Origin of the sequence: Streptomyces huiliensis, assembly GCF_020037025.1 — a bacterium.
GTDB classification, from domain to species: domain Bacteria; phylum Actinomycetota; class Actinomycetes; order Streptomycetales; family Streptomycetaceae; genus Streptomyces; species Streptomyces huiliensis.
Genome location: NZ_JAIQLH010000039.1, coordinates 23,320 through 44,137 on the forward strand (window position 1 = coordinate 23,320; position 20,818 = coordinate 44,137).

Here is a 20,818-nt window from a genome sequence, read left to right on the forward strand (position 1 = left end):
CGGTCTCACAGGCCCGAGGGCAGATCCTTGGGCGCGCTCGCCGCGAGCGTGGTCTTCCCGTTGACCGAGGCGCCGAGCGGGCAGCGGCGGTACTTCTTCTGTGCCATGTCGACAAGGTAGACGGCCTTGTCGGGACCGGCGAAGCTCGCGCCCACCGCCGTGGCCGGCACACCGGTCAGGGTCCGAGAGGCGGGCTTCCCGGTCGCCAAGAACTGGCAGACCTGGTAGGTGAGCCCCGTGAACAGCGCGACCCAGGAACTGCCCTGCTCGGGGTCGGAGATCAGGTTGGCGGCGGCCGTGAGGAGGCCTGGTTTGTCGGCCGCCTTGCGCCACGAGAACAACCCCTCGATCTTGCCCGTCGTCGGATCCGCCGGAACCTTGTCGGGCTCTTGGACATAGTGGATCCAGTGCGTCTCCAGCAGCAGGTAGAAGTCGATCCGACCGGCCTGAGGACTGGCTTCGGACACCAGCGCGGCGCACGGGCGCTGGCCCTTGCAAGGCGCTTTGCCCAGCGGACTCTTCAGCTTGGGCCACCTGTCGGTCATGGCGTGGTAGTCCGTGGACGGCGAGTGGGAGACCCCATCGGTGTCCTCCCACGTACCCAGCCACGAGCCGTCCGCCGCCAGGTAACGCTCCTGGAGCGAGAATCCGGCCTCGCTGGTCCACTTGAGGAAGTAGATCGACCACACGGCCTGCTTGTTCATGCTGTTGGCAGGGTGGTAGCGAAACCCCGCGTGGGCGGGGAAGGCGGCGTACTGATTGCTGCTCACAGCTGCGCTCCTTCGTTCTGCCGAGACCTGCTTGCCGACTCCTCCTCTATATCCGGCGACCCCGGTGACCGCACCGTCCCAGGATCCCCCTACCGCCTCCGCGGCTCCCGCCGCTCAGCCATGGACGACGGGACCGCAGCTCCGTACCTTTCGGCGACGTTGGGCTACTCGGGTGAAGGGAACCCGTCTCCCCGGGGAGACGCCGCGTCAGTACCGTGCGGTGATGGAGCCGGACAGGGAACCGCGACAGCGCCCGCTGCCTGCCCGCCGCGAGTCACCGACACCATGCGGCCGCCGGGGCGGAGGTCTCGGCACAGGTCCATCACCGGGTGCCGCCGTCCCGAAGCCCTGCGGGCTTACCCGCCGGGTCGCCGGTGGGAATCCCGTGCTGCCTTTCCTCGTTGACCGGGCATGTACGCGGAACCGGGCATCATCGAGAAGATCCTCCAGCGGACCGGCGACACTTGGGCGGTGGTCGGTCTGTCGAACAACAGGCAGCGCGCCGCCTACGGTGTGGCCGATGTGTTGCGGCGGTACGGGAAGCGGGTGGTGCCGGTGCACCCCAAGGCGGAGGAAGTGGGCGGGGAGCGGGGGTACGCGTCGCTCGCCGAGGTGCCGTTCGCCGTCGACGTCGTGGACGTGTTCGTGCGGTCGGAGCTCGCGGGTGCCGTCGCGGACGAGGCCGTGGCGGTCGGCGCCAAGGCGGTCTGGTTCCAGTTGGGCGTCGTCGACGAGGAGGCGTACGAGCGGACGCGCGCGGCGGGGCTGGACATGGTCATGGACCGCTGCCCGGCGATCGAGATCCCCCGACTGTCCGTCCGGTAGGGGCCCGCTAACGTCGGTTCATGATCGCGATACGTGCGGCCCGTCCCGAGGACGCGGCCGAGATGGTCCGGCTGCGCCGGCTGATGTTCGCCGCCATGGACGGGTACGACTCGCCCGGCGCGTGGGAGTCCACCGCCGAGGGGATCGTGAAGGAGCAGCTGTCGGTGCCGTCCCCGCGGCTCGGGGCGTTCGTGGTGGACGGGGAGCCAGGGGTGGCCGGCGCGCCGCACCTCGCCGCGTGCGCCGTCGGGACGGTCGAACAGCGGCTGCCGGCGCCCGGGCACCCGACCGGGCGGTTCGGGTTCGTCTTCTCGGTCTGCACCGACGAGCGGTACCGGGGGCGGGGGTTCGGGCGGGCGACGACGGAGGCGCTGCTCGGGTGGTTCGCGGCGCAGGGCGTCACGCGCGTCGACCTGCACGCGACGGCGGACGCCGAGCGGCTGTACCGCTCGCTCGGGTTCGCCGAGCACGCGATGCCGCTCTCCCTCGACGTTTCGCGCCCGTCCGACATTTGGCGCCCGTCCGACGTTTCGCGCCCGTCCGAGGTTTCGCGCCCGCCGCGCTGAGGCCCGCTCAGCCGGCCGCCGTCGCCAGTCCCTCCAGCACCGTCGCACCCGGGAGTTCGGCGAGGGCCTGCCCGGGGGCGATGAGCTTGCCGCGCCGGCTGCCGCTGCCGATGAGGACGTACGGGGTCGCGACGACCGCCGCGTCGATCAGCAGCGGCCAGTCGGCGGGGAGTCCGATCGGCGTGATGCCGCCGTACTCCATGCCCGTCGCCTCCAGGGCGGTGTCCATGGGCGCGAACGAGACCTTGCGCGCCCCGAGGTGGCGCCGGACGGCGCCGTTGACGTCCACGCGCGTGTGGCCGAGGGCGACGCAGGCGGCGAGGCTGGTGATCCCGTTGCGCTTGGCGGCGACGATGACGCAGTTGGCGGACTGCTCCAGGAGCCAGGGGCCGTAGTTCTCCACCAGCACGGCGGTGTCGGCGACTTCGGGCGCGGTGTCGACGTGCAGCACCTGGTCGGCGGTGCCGGAGCCGGGCCAGGCCCGGAGGGCGTCGGCGACGGGCGGCACCAGCAGCTCCGTCCGCTCCGGCGCGGGCCTGACGTCGTCGAACGCGTCCATGGGAGTCCGTTGCGCAATCATGACGTCACGCTAACAGCCGTCTCCCGCACGGTGGACGGCGTCCCGGCGCACCGGCGTCGCCGACGTCGCCGACGCCACCGGCGGTACCGCCACCACCATCGTCATCGTGACGGTCTCGGTGCCGTCGTTGCGGTACGTGTGCCGGACGTCGGCCTCGAAGGCCGCCGACGTTCCGGCGGGGACGGTGTGCTCCTCGCCGTCGACGACGAGAGTGAGCACGCCGGAGGTCACGCGGAGCAGTTCGACGGTGCCGGAAGGGTGCGGGTCGGAGGCGCTCTCGTCGCCCGGCTCGACCCGCCAGTCCCACAGCTCCAGCGGCGCCGGGCTCTCGGCGCCGATCAGCAGGGACGTGTGGCTGCCCGCGCCGGTGGACCACATCCGCACGGCCTCGCCCTCGGGGACGATCCGGACGCGCGGGCCGTGCTCGTAGTCGAGCAGCGTGGTGATGCTGATGCCGAGGGCGTCGGCGAGCTTGACGGTGGTGCCGACGCTGGGGTTCGTACGCGCCTGCTCGATCTGGATGATCATGCCGCGGCTCACCCCGGAGCGGGCGGCGAGGGCGTCGAGGGTGAAGTTCCGCTCGGCGCGCCAGTGCTTGAGGTTCCGGGCGAGCGACTGCGTGAGCTGGTCGAGGTCCGTCACGTTCCATCCAATATGTTCGATGACGCGGTTCAGTCCAGTGAACTAAGGTGAGCCCGTTCGCGCCATTCACTGTACTGCACTGCGAGGTTCAGCCCATGACACCGATCTTCGCCCTGGCCACCAGCCTCCTCTGGGGGCTGGCCGACTTCGGGGGCGGCCTGCTCACCCGGCGGATCCCGGCCCTGACCGTGGTCGTCGTCTCCCAGATACTGGCCCTGACCGCGCTGGGGACGATCGTCGTCGCCACGGGCGGCTGGACGGAGGCCGGGCCCCGGCTGTGGTTCGCGGTGGCCGCGGGCGTGATCGGCCCGGTGGCGATGCTCTTCTTCTACCGGGCGCTGGCGCAGGGCCCGATGGGCGTGGTCGCCCCGGTCGCCGCGCTCGGCGGCGTCCTCGTGCCGATCGGCGTCGGCCTCGTGGCCGGCGAACGGCCCGGGGCGGTCCGGGTCGCGGGCATCGTGGTCGCCGTGGCCGGCGTGGTCCTGGCGAGCGGGCCGGGCGGCGGCGCGGTACGGCGGCAGACGCTGCTCCTCACCCTCGTCTCGGCGCTCGGCTTCGGCGCGGTGATGGCCCTGATCGCCGAGGCCTCCCACACCCTGACCGGCCTGTTCCTGGCCCTGTTCGTGCAGCGGCTGTGCAACGTGCTCGTCGGCGGCGGCACCCTGCTGGTCTCCGCGCGGCGCGGCGGCGCCGTGCTGCCGGAGGGCGGTTGGAGCGCCCTGCGGCCCGCCCTGCCCGCGCTGGCCTTCGTCGGTCTCGCCGACGTGGCCGCCAACGGCACCTACAACCTGGCCGCGCACAGCGGCCCGGTCACCGTCGCGGCCGTCCTGGCCTCGCTCTACCCGGTGGTGACGGCGCTGACCGCGCGCGGCGTGCTCAACGAGCGCCTGCGCTCGGTACAGGCGTCGGGCGCGGGGCTGGCGCTGGTCGGCACGGTGCTGCTGGCGACGGGCTGACGAAGCGGGCGGGTGCCGGAGAGCAGCGGGTGCCGGAGAGCGACGGGTGCCGGAGAGCAGCGGACGCCGGAGAGCGGCTCACGCCTCCGGCGTCTCCCGCTCCCGCGCAGGCTCCCGTTCCGGCACCGGCTCCCGCTCCGGCACCGGCACCGGCCGCAGCGGCGGCGTCCAGCCCCGCTCCCCGTCCCACCGCCGGACGACCTTGGCCGGCACACCGGCCACCACCGAGTGGTCCGGGACCTCGCCCCGGACCACCGCCCCGGCCGCCACCACGACGTTCCGCCCCAGCCGCGCCCCGGGCAGGATCACCGCCCCCGCGCCCAGCCAGCTGCCGGAGCCGATCACGACGGGCGCGCTGCGCGGCCACTGCCGGCCTATGGGCTGCCCGGGGTCCTCGTACGAGTGGTTGTCGCTCGTCACATAGACGTACGGGCCGCAGAAGACGTCGTCCCCGATCGTCACCTCGCACGAGGCGATCACATGGCTGCCCCGGCCGAGCACCACCCCGTTGCCCAGCCGCAGCAGCGCGTCGGGCCCGAGGTCCATGCCGGGCACCATGCCGACGGTCATCGTGACCTGTTCGCCGATGATGCAGTGGTCGCCGATCTCGATCCACCGCTCCCCGAAAACGGTGCCCAGGGGGAACGCGAGCCGCGTGTGGTCCCCAAGCCGCCGGAAGCGGTACGGACCCGGGCGCTCCGCGGTCACCGCGCCCCGGTCCTGCACCCAGCGCCAGCCGCGGTGGACCGCGCGCGAGACGGCGCGGCGCCGCCAGGCCCCGAGGGCCGAAGCGGCGCCGGACGAGAACGTGTTTCGATACTTCGGCACCCGCCCACCGTACTCAGCCCGCCCCACGCCAGCCGGGACCCATCCTGTGATCTTGCCCCCACCGGCGGCCCCGGGCGCGCGCCCCGCCCTGGGTAGGGTCCGCCGGTGGAGATCTTTCACCTGCGCTATTTCGTGGCGGTCGCCGAGAACCTCAGCTTCTCCCGCGCCGCACGCCAACTGCACATGGCCACCTCGCCGTTGAGCCGGCGCATACGCGACCTGGAGCGCGAGCTCGGACAGCGGCTGTTCGACCGGGACTCCCACCACGTGGCCCTCACCCGCGCCGGTGCCGCGCTGCTGCCCACGGCGAGGGACGTCCTCGGCCGGTTCGACGACATCCCCTGGCGGCTGCGCGAGGCCCTGGGGACCGAGCGGCGCGTGGCGTACGTGGGGGTGGTGCCGGCCCTGCACCCGCGGCTGCGGGAGCGGATCGCGCGCCTGGAGGCGTGCTGCGCCGACGAGTACGACGTGAAGCGGTGGCCCGGCAACAGCGCGCACCTGGTGAACGCCGTGCGGCGCGGCGACCTGGCCATGGCGCTGGTGCACCTGCCCGTGCACGCCGAGGGGATCGAGGTGCTGGAGTTGCTGCGCGAGCCGCTGGGCGCGCTGCTGCCGGCCGCCGCGTTCGCCGGACGGGACGCGGTGTCGCTGAGCGAGCTCACCGGCTACACGTATGTGACGTCCGCGCCCGGCACCCTCCCCACCTATTTCGACCAGCTCAAGGTGCGGCTGAAAGCGGCGGGAATTCACCGGGAGATCAATCTCGAAACCGGCGATTACGCGAGCGTGCGCGAAATGGTGGCGAACGGTTCGGCCTTCGCCGTCACCCTGCTCGGCGCGGGAGGCCGGGGAGAGGAACACGGAGGAACGGCCACGGGAGGAACGGCCACGAGCGTCATCCTGCCGTTCCGCGACTTCTCCCCCGCCCTGGCGACCGGCCTGATCCTGCGCCGGGACCGGGCCCGGCCGGACGGCGACCTGTACCGGCTGGGGCAGGCGGCGACGGCACTGTTCTCCGAGCCCGTCGCCGACGCTCCCCCGGAATCCCGCTGAGCAATCCGCTCTCCGGGAACCCCGCCGAGCGAGCCGCCTCACCGCGAAACGGCGTGACCGCTGCGGTCACACCGCCTTCCGCGCATCGGTGACACTGATCGCTTGGTTTCCCGTATGGCGCCGGACTAGCGTTTTCCTCGGTCCGGGGAATTCCCCGTCGAACGCCCGGAGTTCCCCTTTCCCGTCCCGTTTTCCGCACAGGAGTGGTGATGGAATCCGCTGGAACGACGGACGCGCCGGACGGCCCGCTGGCCGGAGTCCGCGTCATCGACATGGCCACGGTGGTGATGGGCCCGTACGCCGCCCAGATCCTCGGCGATCTCGGCGCCGACGTCATCAAGGTCGAGGCGCCGAACGACACCGTACGGACAGGCGTCCTGCACCGCACACCCGGCATGACGCCCCTGAACCTCAACGTGAACCGCAACAAGCGCAGTGTCCGGCTCGATCTCAAGAACGAGAGCGAACGCTCCATGGCCCTGGAGCTGATCGGCACCGCCGACGTCCTGATCACCAACATGCGCGTAGACGCCCTGCGCCGGCTGGGCATGGACTACGACAGCCTCGCCCCGGACAACCCCCGCCTCGTCCACGTGCACGCGCAGGGGTTCCGTTCGGATTCCGACCGGGCCGGGCTGGCCGCGTACGACGAGACCGTCCAGGCCGCCTCCGGGCTCATCGACCTCGCCGAACGCGCGCGCGGCATCCAGGCGCCGGTGGTGCTGCCGAGCATCTTCGGCGACAAGGTCGCGGCCCTGACGATGGTGTACGCGGCGCTGGCCGCCCTCGTGCACCAGCGCGCGACCGGCCGCGGCCAGCGCGTCGAAGTGCCCATGGTGGACACGCTGCTGGCGTTCAACCTGGTCGAGCACCTGCAGGGCCGCGTCTTCGAGCCGCCGATGGGACCGACCGGTTTCCCGCCGTCCCTGAACAAGGGCCACCGGGCGCACCCGACCGCCGACGGCCTCGCCATGGTCATCCCGTACACCCCGCGGAACTTCCGCGACCTGTTCACCGCCGCCGGACGCCCCGACCTGGCCGAGGACCCGCGCGTCAACGGCGAGTTCATCGACTCCACGCGCGACGGCGAGGCCCTGGCCGGACTGCTGGAGACGGTGACGCCCCGGCTGACCACCGCCGAGTGGGCGGAGGTGTGCGCACGGCACAGCATCCCCTTCGGCCCGGTGCTGCGGCTCGACGACGCGGCGGAGGACGCGTACGTGCGGGAGGGCCAGCTGCTGGACGTCGCCGAGCACCCCAGCGAGGGCGCCTACCGGGTGATCGGCATCCCGACGGCGTTCTCCGCCACCCCGGCCTCCGTACGCCGGCACGCGCCCCTGCCCGGGCAGCACACCGCCGAGGTGCTCGGCGAGCTCGCCCGCGGTGAGGTGCGGCGATGAACGACACCGCAGCGGACGACGGCACGCCGTGCCCGGCGCCCGGCGTCCGCACCCGGACCGTCGGCAGCACCCTCGTCGTCACCATCGACCGGCCGCGGGCCCGCAACGCCGTGAACGCCGCCGTCGCCCGGGGCATCGCCGCCGCCGTCGACCGCCTCACTCCCGACGGCGGCGCCCTGCCCGCCGCCCTGGAGCTCGCCGAGGAGATCGCCGCCAACGCCCCGCTCGCCCCGGCCGCGGTGAAACGGACCGTCCGGCGCGCGGACGGGACCCCGGAACGGGAGGCGTTCGCCGCCCAGGCCGCCGAGCTCGACGCGCTGCTGCGCTCGGCCGACTTCGCCGAAGGCGCCCGCGCGCGTACGGGATCGAGGTGACGGTCACCGACCCGCGCGAGGACCTCGACGCGGCCGTGGACGAGGCGCTGCCCATGCTCGCCGCCGGGCTCCCCGGCACCGACGCGGCGGAGCTGCGCGCCCGCGTCCGTACCACGCCCGACCTCGCCGAGGCCGTCGCCCGGGCGGACGTCGTCCAGGAGAACGGCCCCGAGGACCTCGCGTTCAAGCAGCGGTTGTTCGCCGACGCCGCCCGCCACGCCCCGGCCGGCGCGCTGCCGGCCACCTCCGGCTCCGGCATCGTCGCCACCCGCGTCGCCGAGCGGCTGCCGGACGACGCCGCCGCGCGGACGCTCGTCGCGCGTCCCTTCAACCCCCCGCACGTCGTGCCGCTCGTGGAGATCGTGCCGGGCGAGCGCACGGCGGAGGAGACCGTGGAGGCGGCCGTCGCCTTCTACCGGTCGCTGGGCAGGACGCCCGTGCGGCTGCGCAAGGAGCTTCCCGGGTTCGCGGCCAACCGGTTGCAGGGCGCCCTGCTCCAGGAGGCGTTCCACCTCGTCCTCGGCGGGGTGCTCGACGCCGGGGAACTCGACACGGTGGTGAAGACGTCGCTGGGCGGCCGTTACGCGGCCGTCGGCCCGTTCGAGAGCCTCCACCTCGGCGGCGGCCCCGGCGGCATCCGGCACATGCTGCGGCACCTGGGTCCCGGCCTCACCGAGGGCCGGAGCGCCTGGGCCACCCGGAACCGGACGCCGCCGCCGTCGCCACGCTCGTCGGGCAGACGGAGGCCGCGTACGGGACCGGAGCCGAGGTCTACCGGCGCCGCGCCACCCTCCGCGACCGCAAGCAACTGGCGCTGAACGCGGCCCTGCGCCGGGCCGAGCAGGACTGAACCGCCCGCCGGAAGCCACACGCACCACACAGGACCACTCACGATGTCGACCAAAGGAGTCCCCATGCCGCATTCCGCCGACCCCGCCGCCGACTTCTTCGGTTACGCCGACCTGCTCGACGACGCCGAGCGGAAGGAACTGAGCGACATCCGCGCCTACTTGGAGAGCGAGATCAAACCGCTGGCCGACGCCGCCTGGGAGCGCGCGGAGTTCCCCTTCGAGGCGGTCGGGAAGCTGGCCGCGCTCGACCTGGCCGGCTACTCCTACCCCGAGTTCGGCAACGGCCGCGACCGCGGGCCGCTGTTCTCCGGCTTCCTCACCCTGGAACTCAACCGCGTCGACCCGTCGATCGGCGTGTTCTCCGGGGTCCACACCGGGCTGGCGATGGGCAGCGTCCACGGCGGCGGCAGCGCGGAGCAGCGGGAGCGCTGGCTGCCGGACATGGCCGCCATGAGGAAGATCGGCGCCTTCGCCCTGACCGAGCCCGAGGGCGGTTCCGACGTCGCGGGCGGCATGCGCACCACGGCCCGGCGCGAGGGCGACACGTGGGTGCTCGACGGCGCCAAGCGGTGGATCGGCAACGGCACCTTCGCGGACCTCGTCGTGGTCTGGGCACGTGACACGGCCGACGGCGAGATCAAGGGGTTCGTGGTGCCGAAGGGGACCCCCGGGTTCACCGCCACGAAGATCGAGGGCAAGATCGCGCTGCGGACCGTGCAGAACGCCGACATCGTCCTCGACGGGGTACGGGTCCCCGAGGCCGACCGCCTGCAACGGGTCGACGGCTTCCGCGACACCGCCGCCATCCTGGCGCGCACGCGGGGCGGAGTGGCCTGGCAGGCCCTGGCGGTCGCGGTACGCGCCTACGAACTGGCCCGCGCCTACGCCTTGGACCGCACTCAGTTCGGCCGGCCGATCGGCGCGTTCCAGCTGGTCCAGGACCTGCTGGTGAAGATGCTCGGCAACGTGACCGCCATGTTCGGCATGGTCGTCCGCCTCGCCCAGCTGACCGCCGCCGGCCGCGCGGGCGCCGCCCAGGCCGCGCTGGCCAAGGCGTTCACCACCGCCCGGATGCGCGAGTGCGTCGCCTGGGCCCGGGAGCTCTTCGGCGGCAACGGCATCGTCCTCGAGTACGAGATCGCCAAGTTCTTCGCCGACGCCGAGGCCCTGTACTCCTTCGAGGGGACCCGGGAGATGAACACGCTCATCGTCGGCAAGGCCGTCACCGGCCACAGTGCCTTCGTGTGACGCGCCCTTCGCCCGGGCCCGACGGCCGTTCGACCGGCCTCAGCCGCCCAACGCCTCGCGGTGGGTCTTCGCGAGCTCCACGTACAGGACGGCGTTGATCCGGATGTGTTCGCGCTCCTCGGCGGTCAGCTCGCGCCGGACCTTCGCCGGGACGCCGGCCACCAGGGAGCCCGGGGGGACACGCATGCCCTGGGGGACGAGGGCCTGGGCGGCGACGAGGGAGCCGGCGCCGATGTGGGCGCCGTTGAGGACGGTGGCGCCCATGCCGACGAGGACGTCGTCCTCGACGGTGCAGCCGTGCAGGACGGCGTTGTGGCCGACGGTCACGCGCTCGCCGATCGTGACGGGGAAGCCGGGGTCCACGTGGACGGTGCAGTTGTCCTGGATGTTGCTGTCGGCGCCCACGGTGATGGCGCCGCAGTCGGCGCGCAGGACGGCGTGGTACCAGACGCCGGAGCCGGGGGCGAGGGTGACGTCGCCGAGGACGACGGACGTGGGGGCGGTGAACGCCGCCGGGTCGACCGCCGGTTCCCTGCCGCCCACGCCGCTGATCAACGCCCGTTCCGTCGTCATGATCCGCTCCTCGTCGCCGTCGTCGTCAGGGGATCGCCTTCGTCCTCGGCACGGTAGACCGACGGCCCCGACGCGCGGTGGCGTCGGGGCCGGATGGGGTGAAGATCACAGGAGGGGGCGCGGGCGGGTCAGTCGCCCGCCGGGACCGCCTCCGGCCGCTCGGCGGCCGGCGCCGCCTCGCTCTCGGCCTTGGCCTTCTTGGCCTTGATCCGCATGACGACGAAGGAGCCGACACCGAAGACCACGGCGGCCAGCAGGCCCACCCAGGAGAACTTGCCGATCCACTCCTCGGCCGCCTTGCCGACCGTGTAGATGAGCGCGACCGTGCCGCCGGCCCAGACGATGCCGCCGAGGACGTTGGCGATGAGGAACTTCCAGTACGGCATGTGCAGCACGCCCGCGAGCGGGCCGGCGAAGATGCGCAGCAGGGCGATGAAGCGGCCGACGAAGACGGCCCACATGCCCCACTTCTGGAAGGAGCGCTCGGCGGTGGCGACGTGGTGCGGGCCGAAGTGCTTGGGGAACTTGCGGCCCAGCCACTCCAGCAGCGGCTTGCCGCCCTTGCGGCCGATCAGGTAGCCGATCGAGTCGCCGATGATGGCGCCCGCGACGGCGCAGGCCCCGAGGATGTAGGGGTTGATGTGGTCCTGGGTGGCGGCCATCAGCGTGGCGCTCACGAGGACGATCTCGCCGGGGAGCGGGATGCCCAGGCTCTCCAGCCCGATGACCCCGCCCACCAGCAGGTAGACGGCGACCGCCGGCACCGATTCGAGCCACTCCTGGATGTGCAACGCCGGTTCCTCCCCGGTTGACGAACTGTTCCCGGCGTACGCCGATCGGGCGCACGCCGGGAAGCCTACTGGAGGTAAGGACTCATCTCGGCGGCGAGCGGTTGAGGGGAACGGCTAATTGTTCGGACGCAGCGTCCACACAACGGACATCTCGCCTGTTTCCGCCCCGTCCTCCTCGCGCGTGAGGGAGACGCGCACCGGGAACTCGGGGCGCCCGCCGGCGTCCAGCTCGGCGAGCACCTCGGCGGCCGGCCGGCCGAGGACGGCGGTGGCGGTGACCTCGCCCCGGGCGATCTTCTTGTAGGCGACCTCGGCCCGGACGGGCAGCGGCGTCATCCTCGACAGGTGGTCGCCGAACGCCGCGAGGACGATCGCCCCGCTCGCCGACTCGGCCAGGGTGAACATGGCGCCGGCGTGCGGGCCGCCCACGTGGTTCCGGTACTCCGGCTGGTCCGGCAGGCGCAGCACCGCCCGCTCGGGGGTCGTCACCTCGTAGACGAGGTTGAGGGTGCGGACCATGGGGACGGTGGCCGAGAGCAGATCGCCGATCGAGGGCTGGGTCGTGTCAGACATGCGGCGAAGTTACCAGCCGGTAGCGGCGGGCGGAAAGGGTCGGCGACCATACCGGTCACCTCGGCCCCTTATCGTTGTCGGCCATGTGGCCAGGACAGCAGCCCGCCAACGGGGGCGAGCAGAACCCGCAGCAGCCGAACCCGTACCAGCAGCCGGGGTACCAGCAGCCCAACCCGTACCAGCAGCCGGGGTACTCACAGCAGAACCCGTACGCCCAGCAGCCGGGCGGGACGGCGGCGGGGCAGCCAGGGCAGCCCACGCAGCCGGGACAGCCGGGACAGCCGGGACAGCCGGGACAGCCGGGACAGCCGGGACAGCCGGGACAGCCGGGACAGCCGGGACAGCCGGGACAGCCGGGACAGCCGGGGCAGCCCGGCGGGCCGCAGTGGCAGACCCCGCCCCCGCAGGGCCCCCACACCCCGCAGCTGCCGCCGGGGCCCCCGCCGTCGGGCGGAGGCGGCGGCAAGCGCACCACCGTCATCGCGGTGACGGCGGCGCTGGCCGTGGTGGCGGCCGCGGTGGTCACCGGCGTCGTGCTGCTGAAGGACGACGGCGAGGAGACCTCCGCGCACGACGACCCCAAGCCGCCGCCTTCGGCGTCGGCACCGGCGTCCCCGAGCGCGAGCGCGTCCCCCAGCGGCTCGGCCACCCAGGAGCCGACGGGCGGCGGCCGCGGGGACGACGAGGTCAAGCCGGTGATCGACGGCTGGAAGCCCGTCGTCAGCACCAAGCGGATGACCGTCTTCGACGTCCCGGCGGACTGGAAGGTCGAGCCCGGGATGTCGTCCGGCTTCCTGGACGACAAGGGCAAGTCGGTCATCAGCATGAGCTCGATCGCCAGCTACAAGTCCGGGGCGTGCAAGGCCGACAACAGCGTCGGCGGCACCGGGACCAAGGGCGCGCAGGGCGCGAAGAGCGAGGCCGACGCGGCCGAGAACGAGGCGCTCAGCTGGGTGTGGGCGGCCTTCGACCAGAAGAAGACCGGCAAGTTCGCGCGGAACAAGGCCACGCCCTTCACCAGCGACCACGGCGTCAGCGGCTACACCTCGTCGGCCACCGTGACCGGGGTCGCGAAGTCCGACGCCTGCGCGACGGACGGCAAGGCGTTCACCGTGACGTTCAAGAACAAGCAGAGCGACCTGGTGACCTGGGTGCTGTACTCCGCCAAGGGCGTCAAGGACGAGGTGTCGGACGACGTCATCAAGAAGATCATGAGTTCGCTGCGACCGTTGTCCCTGTCCTGACGCAGCCCCTGTCCTGACGCTGTCCCCGGCCTGACGCTGTCCCCGGCCTGACGCGCCGGGCGTCCGGGGCCGGCCCGGCCCGGCCCCGGACGTCTCACCCGATCCCGAACGCCCCGCCCGGCGGCTCCGGCGAGCCGACCGCCTCCCCGTCGCCCACCGGAACCGCCCCCGCCGCGAAGCGGGCCAGCGCGTCCCCGTGGATGACCCGCGCCGGGAAGGCGTCGGCGGCGGCGCGCCGGGCCAGGGCGTCCGGCGGCAGCCCGGCGGTGGAGGCGACGAGGATCGCGTTGCCGAACCGGCGCCCGCGCAGCACCGACGCCTCCGCGATCAGGCACAGCTCGGGGAAGACCGCCGCGAACGTCGCGACCTGGGAGCGCAGGAAGTCGAACGGCGCCCCGTCGGCCAGGTTGGCCGCGTACCGGCCGCCGGGGCGGAGCACCCGGGCGGCCGAGCGGGCGTACTCGACGGACGTGAGGTGCGCGGGCACCCGCGAGCCGCCGAAGACGTCGGCGACGATCACGTCGGCCGAAGCGTCCGGGGCGTCCTCCAGGGCGGCCCGGGCGTCCTCGGCGCGGACGGTGACGCCCGAGTCCGGCGGCAGCGGCAGGTGTTCGGCCACCAGGCCGACGATCCCGGGGTCGGCCTCCACCACCAGCTGCCGGGAGCCCGGCCGGGTGACCGCGGTGTACCGCGGCAGGGTGAGGGCGCCGCCCCCGAGGTGCAGCACGTCGAGCGGGCGGCCCGGCTCGGCCGCGGTGTCGAGGACGTGCCCGATCCGCCGCGCGTACTCGAACTCCAGGTGCGCGGGGTCCGCGAGGTCGACGTAGGACTGCGGCGCGCCGTCGACCGTCAGCAGCCAGGCGCGCTCGCGGTCGACGTCGGGCAGCAGCTTGGCGGTGCCGCCCGCCACGTCGCGGGTCACGGGTATCGGTTCGTCCACGGCATCATTGTGACGGCCCGCGGGGGCGCCCGGTGCCGGGCCGCGGGCCGGTTCACTCCACTCAGTCCGCCACGTCTCACTCCGCCACGGCGGTCACCGTGCCCGTGCCGATGGTGCGTCCGCCTTCACGGACGGCGAAGCCGAGCCCGGGTTCGAGTGGGGTCGGGCGGTCGAGGACGGCGGTCAGGTCGGCCGTCTCGCCCGGCCGCGCGAGGCCGCGCGGGCCGAGGTCGAGGCCGCCGGACAGGTCGGCCGTGCGGACGTGGAACGTGGCGCGGCAGCCGGTGGTGAGGGGCGTGCGGCGGCCGCCCTCCGCCGGGGTGAGCACCCGCAGGCGCGCCGTGAAGCGCCGGTGGACGGTGACGCTGCCCGGTGTGACGACCACGTCCCCGCGCCGGAGTTCGGGCCCGTGCGCCCCGCGGAGCAGCAGGGCGACCCTGTCCCCCGCCCGTGCGCTCTCCAGCGGGCGCCCGAAGCTCTCCAGGCCGGTCACGAGGGTGCGGCCCAGCGCTCCCGGTACCTCGACCACGTCCCGGAGGCGTACGCTGCCGCGTTCCACGGCGCCCGTGACGGCGGCGCCGGTCCCGCGCAGGATCAGCACTCGTTCCACCGGCAGCAGGAAGGGCGCGTCGTCGCGGCGTGGCGGGTCGGGGACGTAGGTGTCGACGGCGTCGAGCAGCGCCTCGATGCCGGCGGTCGCGCGCGGGTCGCCGGCCAGGGCGCCCAGGGCGGAGACCCGGACGACCGGGGTGAGCTCCCCGGGGTAGCCGTGCGCGGTGAGCAGCTCGCGGACCCGTAGTTCGGTGAGCTCGGTCAGTTCCGGCTGGGCGGCGTCGGTCTTGCTCAGCGCGACGACGAGGTGTTCGACGCCCATCCGCCGGGCGAGCAGGACGTGTTCGGCGGTCTGCGGCTCGACGCCGTCGACCGCCGAGACGACCAGGACGGCCCCGTCGAGCCGGGCCAGCCCGGCGACGACCCGGGTGACCCGGTCCGCGTGCCCCGGCAGGTCCGCGTGGGCGTAGTGCCGGACGTCGGTCTCGTACTCCAGGTGTGCGGCGCGTACGGTGCCGCCGCGCGCCGCCTCCTCCGGCGCGCGGTCGAGGCGGGCGACGGGAACGAACGTCCCCGTGCCATGGGTCGCGAGCACCTTGGTGATGGCCGAGGTGAGGGTGGTCTTGCCGTGGCCGAGGTGGCCGATGGTGCCGATGTTGACGTGCGGCTTGGTACGGGTGAAGGCCTGCTGGGACATCGTGCGGACTCCGGTTCTCCGGTGCTGCGCCGGACTGGATCGTCATGGGCCCCGAGGCCGGGCCGACCCTCCCCGTACGGGGCCGCCGGGGACGATCCGGGAAGGGTCAGCGTCGCGTCGGGCCGGGCGCACCGACGGGAGCACCGGGAGGCACGGGCATGCCGGAGGGCATGGGCGTGGGAACCGGGTCACCAGGCTGGGCAGCCCCGAGCGCGTCCGCGGCGGCGGACGTCTTCGCGCGAGGGGCGGGCCGGAGCATGCTTCTGATGCTCGCTCACCCGGCAGGAGCCGTCGAATGGTTTTCGCGGGGGCGGGGCGCGGCGCGGCGCCGAATACGCGACGGCCGCCCGCCGGGCATGCACCGGGCCGCCACCGCACCGGGCTGGGCGGCGACGGCGAGCACCCGCAGCCCGCCGTTGGCCTTCGCCGCACGGCGCAGCCGTTCCGCCGCCTGCACCGGTCGTCCGGGCAGCGAAAGTCCGTGCGTGGGCCCGGCTTCGGCGTCGGTACGCCGGGGCAGGCCGACGCACCGGCGTCAGGGCTCTGACGCGTCACCGGCCCCGCCCCGTCGGCGGGCCCCGGCGGCGGTACCGTCGCACCCCGGGGCGCGTCCGCCCGCGCTCACCGCTCCCGGCCCACCGCCTGCGCCTCCTCCGCCGCCTCTCCCGCCTCGTGCCGCGCCCTCTCCCCCTCCTGCCCCCGCGCCACCACCACGGCCAGGGCCACCGTCGCGGCGGCCAGGGCCGTGAAGTACAGGAGCGCGCCGTGGAAGCCGGTGAGGGTGTCGAGGCCGCCGGTGGCGTGGAAGACCGCGCCGGCCACCATCACGCCCACGGAGTTGGCGATCTGCTGCGCCGTGGCGAGGAGGCCCGAGGCGACCCCGGAGAGCCGGGGGTCGACGCCGGTGAGGACGAAGCGGATCAGGGTGGGGGCCACCGCGCCGGCGCCCAGTCCGTTGAGGACAAGGAAGGCCGTGGCCGCGGCGTCGGCCGGATGCAACTGATCGGCCCGCAGGGTGGCCAGGCCGAGGTAGCCGACGGCCATCAGGGCGGGGCCGCAGGTGGTCAGCAGGACGGCCCGGCGGGGATCCGCCCGGCCCGCGGCGACCGAGGCGGCGAGGAACGCCGTGCCCAGTCCCGCGTAGAGTCCGGCCGACGCCAGCGGGCTGAGCCCGGCGCCGTTCTGGGCCGTCTGCGACAGCACCACGTAGAACGGCACCTGCGTACCGAAGAACACCAGGCACAGCACCAGCCCCACGCCGAAGGTCCGGCGCCGGAACAGGGCCGTGTGCAGCAGCGGGGAGCCGCCGGCCCGCTCCAGGCGGCGCTCCCAGCGGACGAAGGCCGTGCCCGCTGCGGCCAGCACCAGCAGCGCGGGGACCACGCGGCCCGTCGCGTCCCCGGGCAGCGACCAGGGGAGCACCGCCGCGGCCACCGCGACGGCCAGCAGCGCGGCGCCGGGCAGGTCGGGCCGCCCGGCGGCGCCGTCCGGCCGGCCGCGGGGCAGGAGCGTGCGGCCGGCCAGGAGCACGGCGGCGCAGATCGGCACGTTCACGAGGAACGCGGACCGCCAGCCGCTGCCTGCGAGGTCGAGTCCGGTCAGCAGTCCGCCGCCGAGCTGGCCGAGCGTCGAGCCCGCGCCCAGGACCGCGCCGAACGCGCCGACGGCCGTGCCCCGGCGGGCGGACGGCAGGACCGTCTGGATGCCGGCCAGGACCTGGGGGAACAGGAGCGCCGCCCCGACGCCCTGCGCCGCCCGCGCCGCGACCAGCACCTCGATCGACGGCGCCAGCCCGCAGCCGACGGAGGCGAGGCCGAACACGCCCGTACCGGTGAGGAAGACCGGCCGGATCCCGTACCGGTCGCCCAGCCGGCCCCCCGTCACCAGCAGGCCCGCGTAAGCCATTCCGTAACAGGCGACGACGAGGTACGTCTGCGCGTCGCCCGCGCCCAGTTCCCGCTGGACCACGGGCAGCAGCACGTTGACCACCGAGACGTCGAAGATGGCCAGGAACTCCCCCACCAGCAGCACGCACACCGCGAGCACCGCGCCCCCGCCCGTGCGCGGCTCCCGTGCCGTTCGGTTCACCCGGCCGTTCCTCCCGCCGCCGGGCCGACCCGGCTCAGTCGCAGCAGCCGGTACTCCACCACGTCGTCCCGCTCCCGCACCTCCCGCGCGGCGACGGTCGTCAGGGCGACGCCCGCCTCGCCGGCCAGCCGGCGCAGCGACTCCGTGTCGCCCCTGCCGGAGAACCCGAGGAGCGCGCTGCCTCCGGGGCGTACCCGGTCCGGCGCCTCCCGCAGGAACGCGCGGTGCGCCCGGTAGCCGGGGTCGACGTAGGCGCGGTCGTGGAGGCTCAGCCGGGGGGCCAGTGCCTCGGGGGCGAGGACGAAGTTCGAGTGCCAGAAGACGAGGTCGAACGTCTCGTCCGGAGCGAGCACGGCGAACATGTCGCTCTCCCGGCAGCGGACGCGGTCGGCCACCCCGTGCCGGGCCGCGTTGAGCGCGGTGTTGTGGACGGCGTGTGGGTTGACGTCCGTGGCGACGACGTGCGCGCAGCCGGCGAGCGCGGCGCTGACGGCGATCACCCCGGCGCCGCAGCCGATCTCCAGGACGGAGCCGCCGCGCGGGAAGTCCAGCAGGTCGAGGAGGACGCCGGTGGACGGCGAGTAGACCGGCGGGAAGACCTCGTCGAGCAGCGCCCAGTCGCGGCCCGCGAGCGGGAACTCGGCCGGCCGGTCGCGGCGTTCCCGGCTCTCGCGGCTGCGCGCCAGGGAGGCGTGGTAGTCGCCGCGGCCCGTGACCGGGGGCGTGGCGGAGGAGGCGACCGGGGGCGCGCCCGGGGCCGGGCGCGGCGCGGGGCGCTCCGCCATCACGCCGCTCGCAGCCGGGGCAGCGCCCGCTCGCCGAACAGGGCCACCGACTCGGCGGCCAGGACGGGGTCCAGGGTGGAGAAGTTCACCTGGAGGCTGGCCACCTCGAAGCCGCCGCAGCGCTCGTGGAACTCCAGCAGCGCGTCCACGACGTCGTCCGGCGTGCCCACGAGGGCCGCCGAGCGGGCGCGCACGGACCGGAAGTCGTCCGCGGCCAGTTTCTCGATCATCTGCCGGTAGCCGGGGTAGTCGGCGCTCGACGCCCCGCCGGTCCAGTCGGAGGCGGCGGCCGCCAGGCTGCGCAGGTAGGCGTTGACCGGCTCCTCGGCGCGCGCCTCGGCGGTCCGCCGGTCGGGGGCGCAGTGCATGTGGAAGGCGAGCATCACGCGGCCGCGCCCCGGATGCCCGGCGGCCTGCCAGGCCTTGCGGTAGATCTCCAGGTAGTGCCGCAGGGTGTCGGCGGCCAGGGGGTTGGCCATGATGCCGCAGCCGAGTTCCCCGGCCCGCCGGAAGCTCTGTTCGCTGGAGAGCGCCGCCACCCAGAGCGGCGGGTGCGGCCGCTGCGTCGGCCTGGGGAGGGAGGTGGTGGGCGGGAAGGAGTGGAAGCGGCCGTCGAGGGCCACGTCCTCCTCGGCCAGCAGCCGCCGCACCGCGTCCACGCCCTCGTCGAAGCGGGCGCGGCTGGTGTCCATGTCCACCCCGAACCGGCGGAACTCGTGCGGGAGGAACGCCCGGGCGAAGCCCACCTCCAGCCGCCCTCCGGAGATGGCGTCCAGCATCCCGATCTCCCCGGCCAGCTTCAGTGGGTGGTTGAACGCCGGCAGCACCGCGCCGGTGATCAGCCTCAGGTTACGGCTGCGGGCCGCGGCGGCGGCGAGGAACACGATCGGGTTCGGCGAGTAGCCGCCGTACTGGTGGAAGTAGTGCTCCACGATACGTATGTGGTGGTACCCCAGCCCGTCCGCCAGTTCCACCAGCTCCAGGCACTCGGCGAAATAGCGGTCCGCCGGCTTGTCGCGGTGGTGTACATCAGGGAAGAAATTGATTCCGGCCTCCATCGGCGGCGCCCCCCGTTCGTCTGATGTGGCATCAGAAAGTGCCACAAAAACCGGCCCGCGCGAGCCGGACGCCTTCAGCAGAGCAGGAGGTCCCGCGCGGCGTCAACCCCGTTCGACCGCGCACGGGTTGACGGGATACGCCGCACTTCACCACCGGCGCTCGACATCCCGCCACATTCGATCAATATTCGATCAACTTTCGATCGGCAGCTTTCGAAAGGAAATCCGGATAAGGCGCGGAGAACACGCTTGACATCCGGTCAATGGCACCCACATCCTGTCATTTGACAGGCCGCGGAGGATCCGGGTGCGTGGGGTGCGGAGCCCGCCCGAGCAGCGGCCCACGGGGGGATTGCCATGAGGGATGTCCGGGCCGCGACCCGGGCCGGCGGCCGGCAGCGCCGCCCCGGCCCGTCGACGCCGCGTGCCGCGGAGCGCTGAACTGCACGCTTTCCGACGCGTGAGCACCGACCGCCGGCCATCGGTCACGGGGACGCCGGACGGTCACGGTCCTGACGCGCGATCACCAGCGCGGGGGCGACCCGCGCGACCCCATTCCTTTGCCGCGGAAGAAAGCCGGGGGAAAACGGCGGTAATCCGCGGGGCGGGGAACTCGGGTCCGCACGCCGCGCTTTCACCGGAAGCCGCACGCCGCGGCCGCCGGAAAACGGGGGAAACAACAGTGCGTACGCTGATCGTCGACAACTACGACTCGTTCACCTACAACCTCTTCCACTACCTGGCCGAAGTGAACGGCACGGAGCCGGTGGTGGTGCGCAATGACGACCCGTGCCCGTCGGCCGGGGAACTGCGGAATTTCGACAACGTGGTGATCTCCCCGGGCCCGGGAACCCCCGAACGCCCCGGCGACTTCGGCATGTGCCGCGAGATCGTCGAGCACGGCGGACTGCCCCTCCTCGGCGTCTGCCTCGGCCATCAGGGAATCTGCCACCTGTCCGGCGCCGCCGTCCGCCGCGCCCCGGAAGTCCGCCACGGCCGGGTGTCACCCGTCCTGCACACCGGGACGGGCCTGTTCGCCGGGCTGCCGTCCCCTTTCGACGCCGTCCGTTACCACTCCCTCGCCGTCGACGGTCTCCCGGCGGAGCTGGAGGCCCTCGCCCGGACGCCGGACGGCGTGCTGATGGGCGTACGCCACCGGCGGCGGCCGTTGTGGGGCGTGCAGTTCCATCCCGAGTCGGTGTGCACCGAGCACGGACACCTGCTGCTGCGCAACTTCCGCGATCTGACGGAGGACTGGTACCGGCGGACGGGCCGTCCGCGCCCGGCGCCCCGGCGCGCGACCACCACGCCGGACGCGCCGCCGAGCGCGGCCGGGGCCGACCCTCGTACGGCCCCCGCGACGGCCCCCCCCCCCCCCCCCCCAGACACCCGCCGCAGGCGCGTCCAGGCCGAGCGCATACCCC

The 20,818-nt window shown here is 73.8% G+C and carries 23 protein-coding genes; 10 read left to right on the top strand and 13 right to left on the bottom strand.

The genetic code is table 11. The annotated features are described in order from the left end of the window. Window positions 1-5: 5 nt before the first annotated feature. Window positions 6-770, bottom strand: a complete 765-nt coding sequence (locus tag JNW98_RS08860; protein WP_223767559.1) for a hypothetical protein — start codon at window positions 768-770, stop codon at window positions 6-8. Window positions 771-1,181: 411 nt separating this feature from the next. Here JNW98_RS08860 and JNW98_RS08865 point away from each other — a divergent pair, with 411 nt between their 5' ends. Together JNW98_RS08865 and JNW98_RS08870 are read left to right on the top strand one after the other, a co-directional pair. Beyond that, window positions 1,182-1,595: a CoA-binding protein gene (locus tag JNW98_RS08865; protein WP_223767560.1), complete on the top strand. Its 414-nt coding sequence runs from the start codon at window positions 1,182-1,184 to the stop codon at window positions 1,593-1,595. A gap of 20 nt (window positions 1,596-1,615) precedes the next feature. Continuing rightward, a complete protein-coding gene (locus JNW98_RS08870) occupies window positions 1,616-2,161 on the top strand; it encodes a GNAT family N-acetyltransferase (protein WP_223767561.1) in 546 nt (181 codons plus the stop codon). 7 nt (window positions 2,162-2,168) lie between these two features. On the opposite strand, the gene JNW98_RS08875 is transcribed toward JNW98_RS08870, so the two are convergent. Together JNW98_RS08875 and JNW98_RS08880 are read right to left on the bottom strand one after the other, a co-directional pair. Then, entirely contained in the window at window positions 2,169-2,720 is a 552-nt protein-coding gene (locus tag JNW98_RS08875; RefSeq protein WP_223767580.1) for a YbaK/EbsC family protein, read from the bottom strand. Between the two features lie 30 nt (window positions 2,721-2,750). Continuing rightward, window positions 2,751-3,383: a helix-turn-helix domain-containing protein gene (locus JNW98_RS08880; protein WP_223767562.1), complete on the bottom strand. Its 633-nt coding sequence runs from the start codon at window positions 3,381-3,383 to the stop codon at window positions 2,751-2,753. 95 nt (window positions 3,384-3,478) lie between these two features. On the opposite strand from JNW98_RS08880, the gene JNW98_RS08885 reads away from it, so the two are divergent. Next, window positions 3,479-4,339 carry an EamA family transporter gene (locus JNW98_RS08885; RefSeq protein ID WP_223767563.1) on the top strand — a complete coding sequence of 287 codons (861 nt, stop codon included), beginning with the start codon at window positions 3,479-3,481 and terminating at the stop codon, window positions 4,337-4,339. 78 nt (window positions 4,340-4,417) lie between these two features. Here the strand turns inward: JNW98_RS08885 and JNW98_RS08890 are convergent, their stop codons facing one another. Further along, window positions 4,418-5,167, bottom strand: coding sequence for an acyltransferase (locus JNW98_RS08890; RefSeq protein WP_223767564.1), 750 nt, complete (start codon window positions 5,165-5,167; stop codon window positions 4,418-4,420). Between the two features lie 105 nt (window positions 5,168-5,272). Between JNW98_RS08890 and JNW98_RS08895 the strand changes: the two genes are divergently transcribed. The 5 genes from JNW98_RS08895 (at window position 5,273) to JNW98_RS08915 (ending at window position 10,093) form a co-directional block, all read left to right on the top strand. Then, window positions 5,273-6,220 carry a LysR family transcriptional regulator gene (locus JNW98_RS08895; protein WP_223767565.1) on the top strand — a complete coding sequence of 316 codons (948 nt, stop codon included), beginning with the start codon at window positions 5,273-5,275 and terminating at the stop codon, window positions 6,218-6,220. 209 nt (window positions 6,221-6,429) lie between these two features. Next, window positions 6,430-7,620: a CaiB/BaiF CoA transferase family protein gene (locus JNW98_RS08900; RefSeq protein WP_223767566.1), complete on the top strand. Its 1,191-nt coding sequence runs from the start codon at window positions 6,430-6,432 to the stop codon at window positions 7,618-7,620. Next, complete coding sequence (locus tag JNW98_RS08905; RefSeq protein ID WP_223767567.1) at window positions 7,617-7,994, top strand: Clp protease/crotonase-like domain-containing protein; 378 nt, start codon at window positions 7,617-7,619, stop codon at window positions 7,992-7,994. The genes JNW98_RS08900 and JNW98_RS08905 overlap by 4 nt, the downstream gene beginning before the upstream one ends. Next, the gene (locus JNW98_RS08910) at window positions 7,991-8,812 is read left to right on the top strand and encodes a 3-hydroxyacyl-CoA dehydrogenase NAD-binding domain-containing protein (RefSeq protein ID WP_223767568.1); all 822 of its coding nucleotides are present in this window, start codon (window positions 7,991-7,993) and stop codon (window positions 8,810-8,812) included. Before JNW98_RS08905 ends, JNW98_RS08910 begins: the two co-directional genes overlap by 4 nt. A 96-nt stretch (window positions 8,813-8,908) precedes the next feature. Beyond that, entirely contained in the window at window positions 8,909-10,093 is a 1,185-nt protein-coding gene (locus tag JNW98_RS08915) for an acyl-CoA dehydrogenase family protein (RefSeq protein WP_223767569.1), read from the top strand. 39 nt (window positions 10,094-10,132) lie between these two features. Here the strand turns inward: JNW98_RS08915 and JNW98_RS08920 are convergent, their stop codons facing one another. The 4 genes from JNW98_RS08920 to JNW98_RS36560 form a co-directional block, all read right to left on the bottom strand. Further along, window positions 10,133-10,666 (bottom strand): gamma carbonic anhydrase family protein, encoded by a 534-nt coding sequence (locus JNW98_RS08920; RefSeq protein ID WP_223767570.1) that lies wholly within the window; start codon window positions 10,664-10,666, stop codon window positions 10,133-10,135. A gap of 128 nt (window positions 10,667-10,794) precedes the next feature. Then, window positions 10,795-11,457 carry a DedA family protein gene (locus JNW98_RS08925; protein ID WP_223767571.1) on the bottom strand — a complete coding sequence of 221 codons (663 nt, stop codon included), beginning with the start codon at window positions 11,455-11,457 and terminating at the stop codon, window positions 10,795-10,797. Window positions 11,458-11,571: 114 nt separating this feature from the next. After that, the gene (locus JNW98_RS08930) at window positions 11,572-12,030 is read right to left on the bottom strand and encodes a DUF4442 domain-containing protein (protein ID WP_223767572.1); all 459 of its coding nucleotides are present in this window, start codon (window positions 12,028-12,030) and stop codon (window positions 11,572-11,574) included. A 194-nt stretch (window positions 12,031-12,224) separates the two neighbouring features. Then, on the bottom strand, window positions 12,225-12,446 hold the full coding sequence (locus tag JNW98_RS36560; RefSeq protein WP_308015531.1) for a hypothetical protein: 222 nt from the start codon (window positions 12,444-12,446) through the stop codon (window positions 12,225-12,227). Window positions 12,447-12,515: 69 nt separating this feature from the next. Here JNW98_RS36560 and JNW98_RS08935 point away from each other — a divergent pair, with 69 nt between their 5' ends. Further along, window positions 12,516-13,274 carry a DUF8017 domain-containing protein gene (locus tag JNW98_RS08935; protein ID WP_308015532.1) on the top strand — a complete coding sequence of 253 codons (759 nt, stop codon included), beginning with the start codon at window positions 12,516-12,518 and terminating at the stop codon, window positions 13,272-13,274. A gap of 94 nt (window positions 13,275-13,368) precedes the next feature. Here the strand turns inward: JNW98_RS08935 and JNW98_RS08940 are convergent, their stop codons facing one another. The 5 genes from JNW98_RS08940 to JNW98_RS08960 all read right to left on the bottom strand — a co-directional run bounded on the left by JNW98_RS08940 (window position 13,369) and on the right by JNW98_RS08960 (window position 19,394). Beyond that, a complete protein-coding gene (locus JNW98_RS08940; RefSeq protein ID WP_223767574.1) occupies window positions 13,369-14,214 on the bottom strand; it encodes a spermidine synthase in 846 nt (281 codons plus the stop codon). Window positions 14,215-14,290: 76 nt separating this feature from the next. Then, complete coding sequence (locus tag JNW98_RS08945) at window positions 14,291-15,463, bottom strand: elongation factor Tu (protein WP_223767575.1); 1,173 nt, start codon at window positions 15,461-15,463, stop codon at window positions 14,291-14,293. A 621-nt stretch (window positions 15,464-16,084) separates the two neighbouring features. Next, window positions 16,085-17,551 carry an MFS transporter gene (locus tag JNW98_RS08950; RefSeq protein ID WP_223767576.1) on the bottom strand — a complete coding sequence of 489 codons (1,467 nt, stop codon included), beginning with the start codon at window positions 17,549-17,551 and terminating at the stop codon, window positions 16,085-16,087. Further along, window positions 17,548-18,336: a methyltransferase domain-containing protein gene (locus JNW98_RS08955; protein WP_223767577.1), complete on the bottom strand. Its 789-nt coding sequence runs from the start codon at window positions 18,334-18,336 to the stop codon at window positions 17,548-17,550. Before JNW98_RS08955 ends, JNW98_RS08950 begins: the two co-directional genes overlap by 4 nt. Further along, window positions 18,336-19,394: an LLM class flavin-dependent oxidoreductase gene (locus JNW98_RS08960; RefSeq protein WP_223767578.1), complete on the bottom strand. Its 1,059-nt coding sequence runs from the start codon at window positions 19,392-19,394 to the stop codon at window positions 18,336-18,338. Before JNW98_RS08960 ends, JNW98_RS08955 begins: the two co-directional genes overlap by 1 nt. Window positions 19,395-20,076: 682 nt before the next feature. On the opposite strand from JNW98_RS08960, the gene JNW98_RS08965 reads away from it, so the two are divergent. Further along, window positions 20,077-20,818: anthranilate synthase component II (locus JNW98_RS08965; protein ID WP_223767579.1), on the top strand; the 742-nt coding region annotated here is incomplete at its 3' end.

Coding starts and splice junctions, on each gene's coding strand:
- JNW98_RS08865 (WP_223767560.1), top strand. CDS start 1,182: ATGTACGCGGAACCGGGCATCATCGAGAAGATCCTCCAGCGGACCGGC.
- JNW98_RS08870 (WP_223767561.1), top strand. CDS start 1,616: ATGATCGCGATACGTGCGGCCCGTCCCGAGGACGCGGCCGAGATGGTC.
- JNW98_RS08875 (WP_223767580.1), bottom strand. CDS start 2,720: ATGGACGCGTTCGACGACGTCAGGCCCGCGCCGGAGCGGACGGAGCTG.
- JNW98_RS08885 (WP_223767563.1), top strand. CDS start 3,479: ATGACACCGATCTTCGCCCTGGCCACCAGCCTCCTCTGGGGGCTGGCC.
- JNW98_RS08900 (WP_223767566.1), top strand. CDS start 6,430: ATGGAATCCGCTGGAACGACGGACGCGCCGGACGGCCCGCTGGCCGGA.
- JNW98_RS08905 (WP_223767567.1), top strand. CDS start 7,617: ATGAACGACACCGCAGCGGACGACGGCACGCCGTGCCCGGCGCCCGGC.
- JNW98_RS08915 (WP_223767569.1), top strand. CDS start 8,909: ATGCCGCATTCCGCCGACCCCGCCGCCGACTTCTTCGGTTACGCCGAC.
- JNW98_RS08920 (WP_223767570.1), bottom strand. CDS start 10,666: ATGACGACGGAACGGGCGTTGATCAGCGGCGTGGGCGGCAGGGAACCG.
- JNW98_RS08930 (WP_223767572.1), bottom strand. CDS start 12,030: ATGTCTGACACGACCCAGCCCTCGATCGGCGATCTGCTCTCGGCCACC.
- JNW98_RS08945 (WP_223767575.1), bottom strand. CDS start 15,463: ATGTCCCAGCAGGCCTTCACCCGTACCAAGCCGCACGTCAACATCGGC.
- JNW98_RS08955 (WP_223767577.1), bottom strand. CDS start 18,336: ATGGCGGAGCGCCCCGCGCCGCGCCCGGCCCCGGGCGCGCCCCCGGTC.
- JNW98_RS08960 (WP_223767578.1), bottom strand. CDS start 19,394: ATGGAGGCCGGAATCAATTTCTTCCCTGATGTACACCACCGCGACAAG.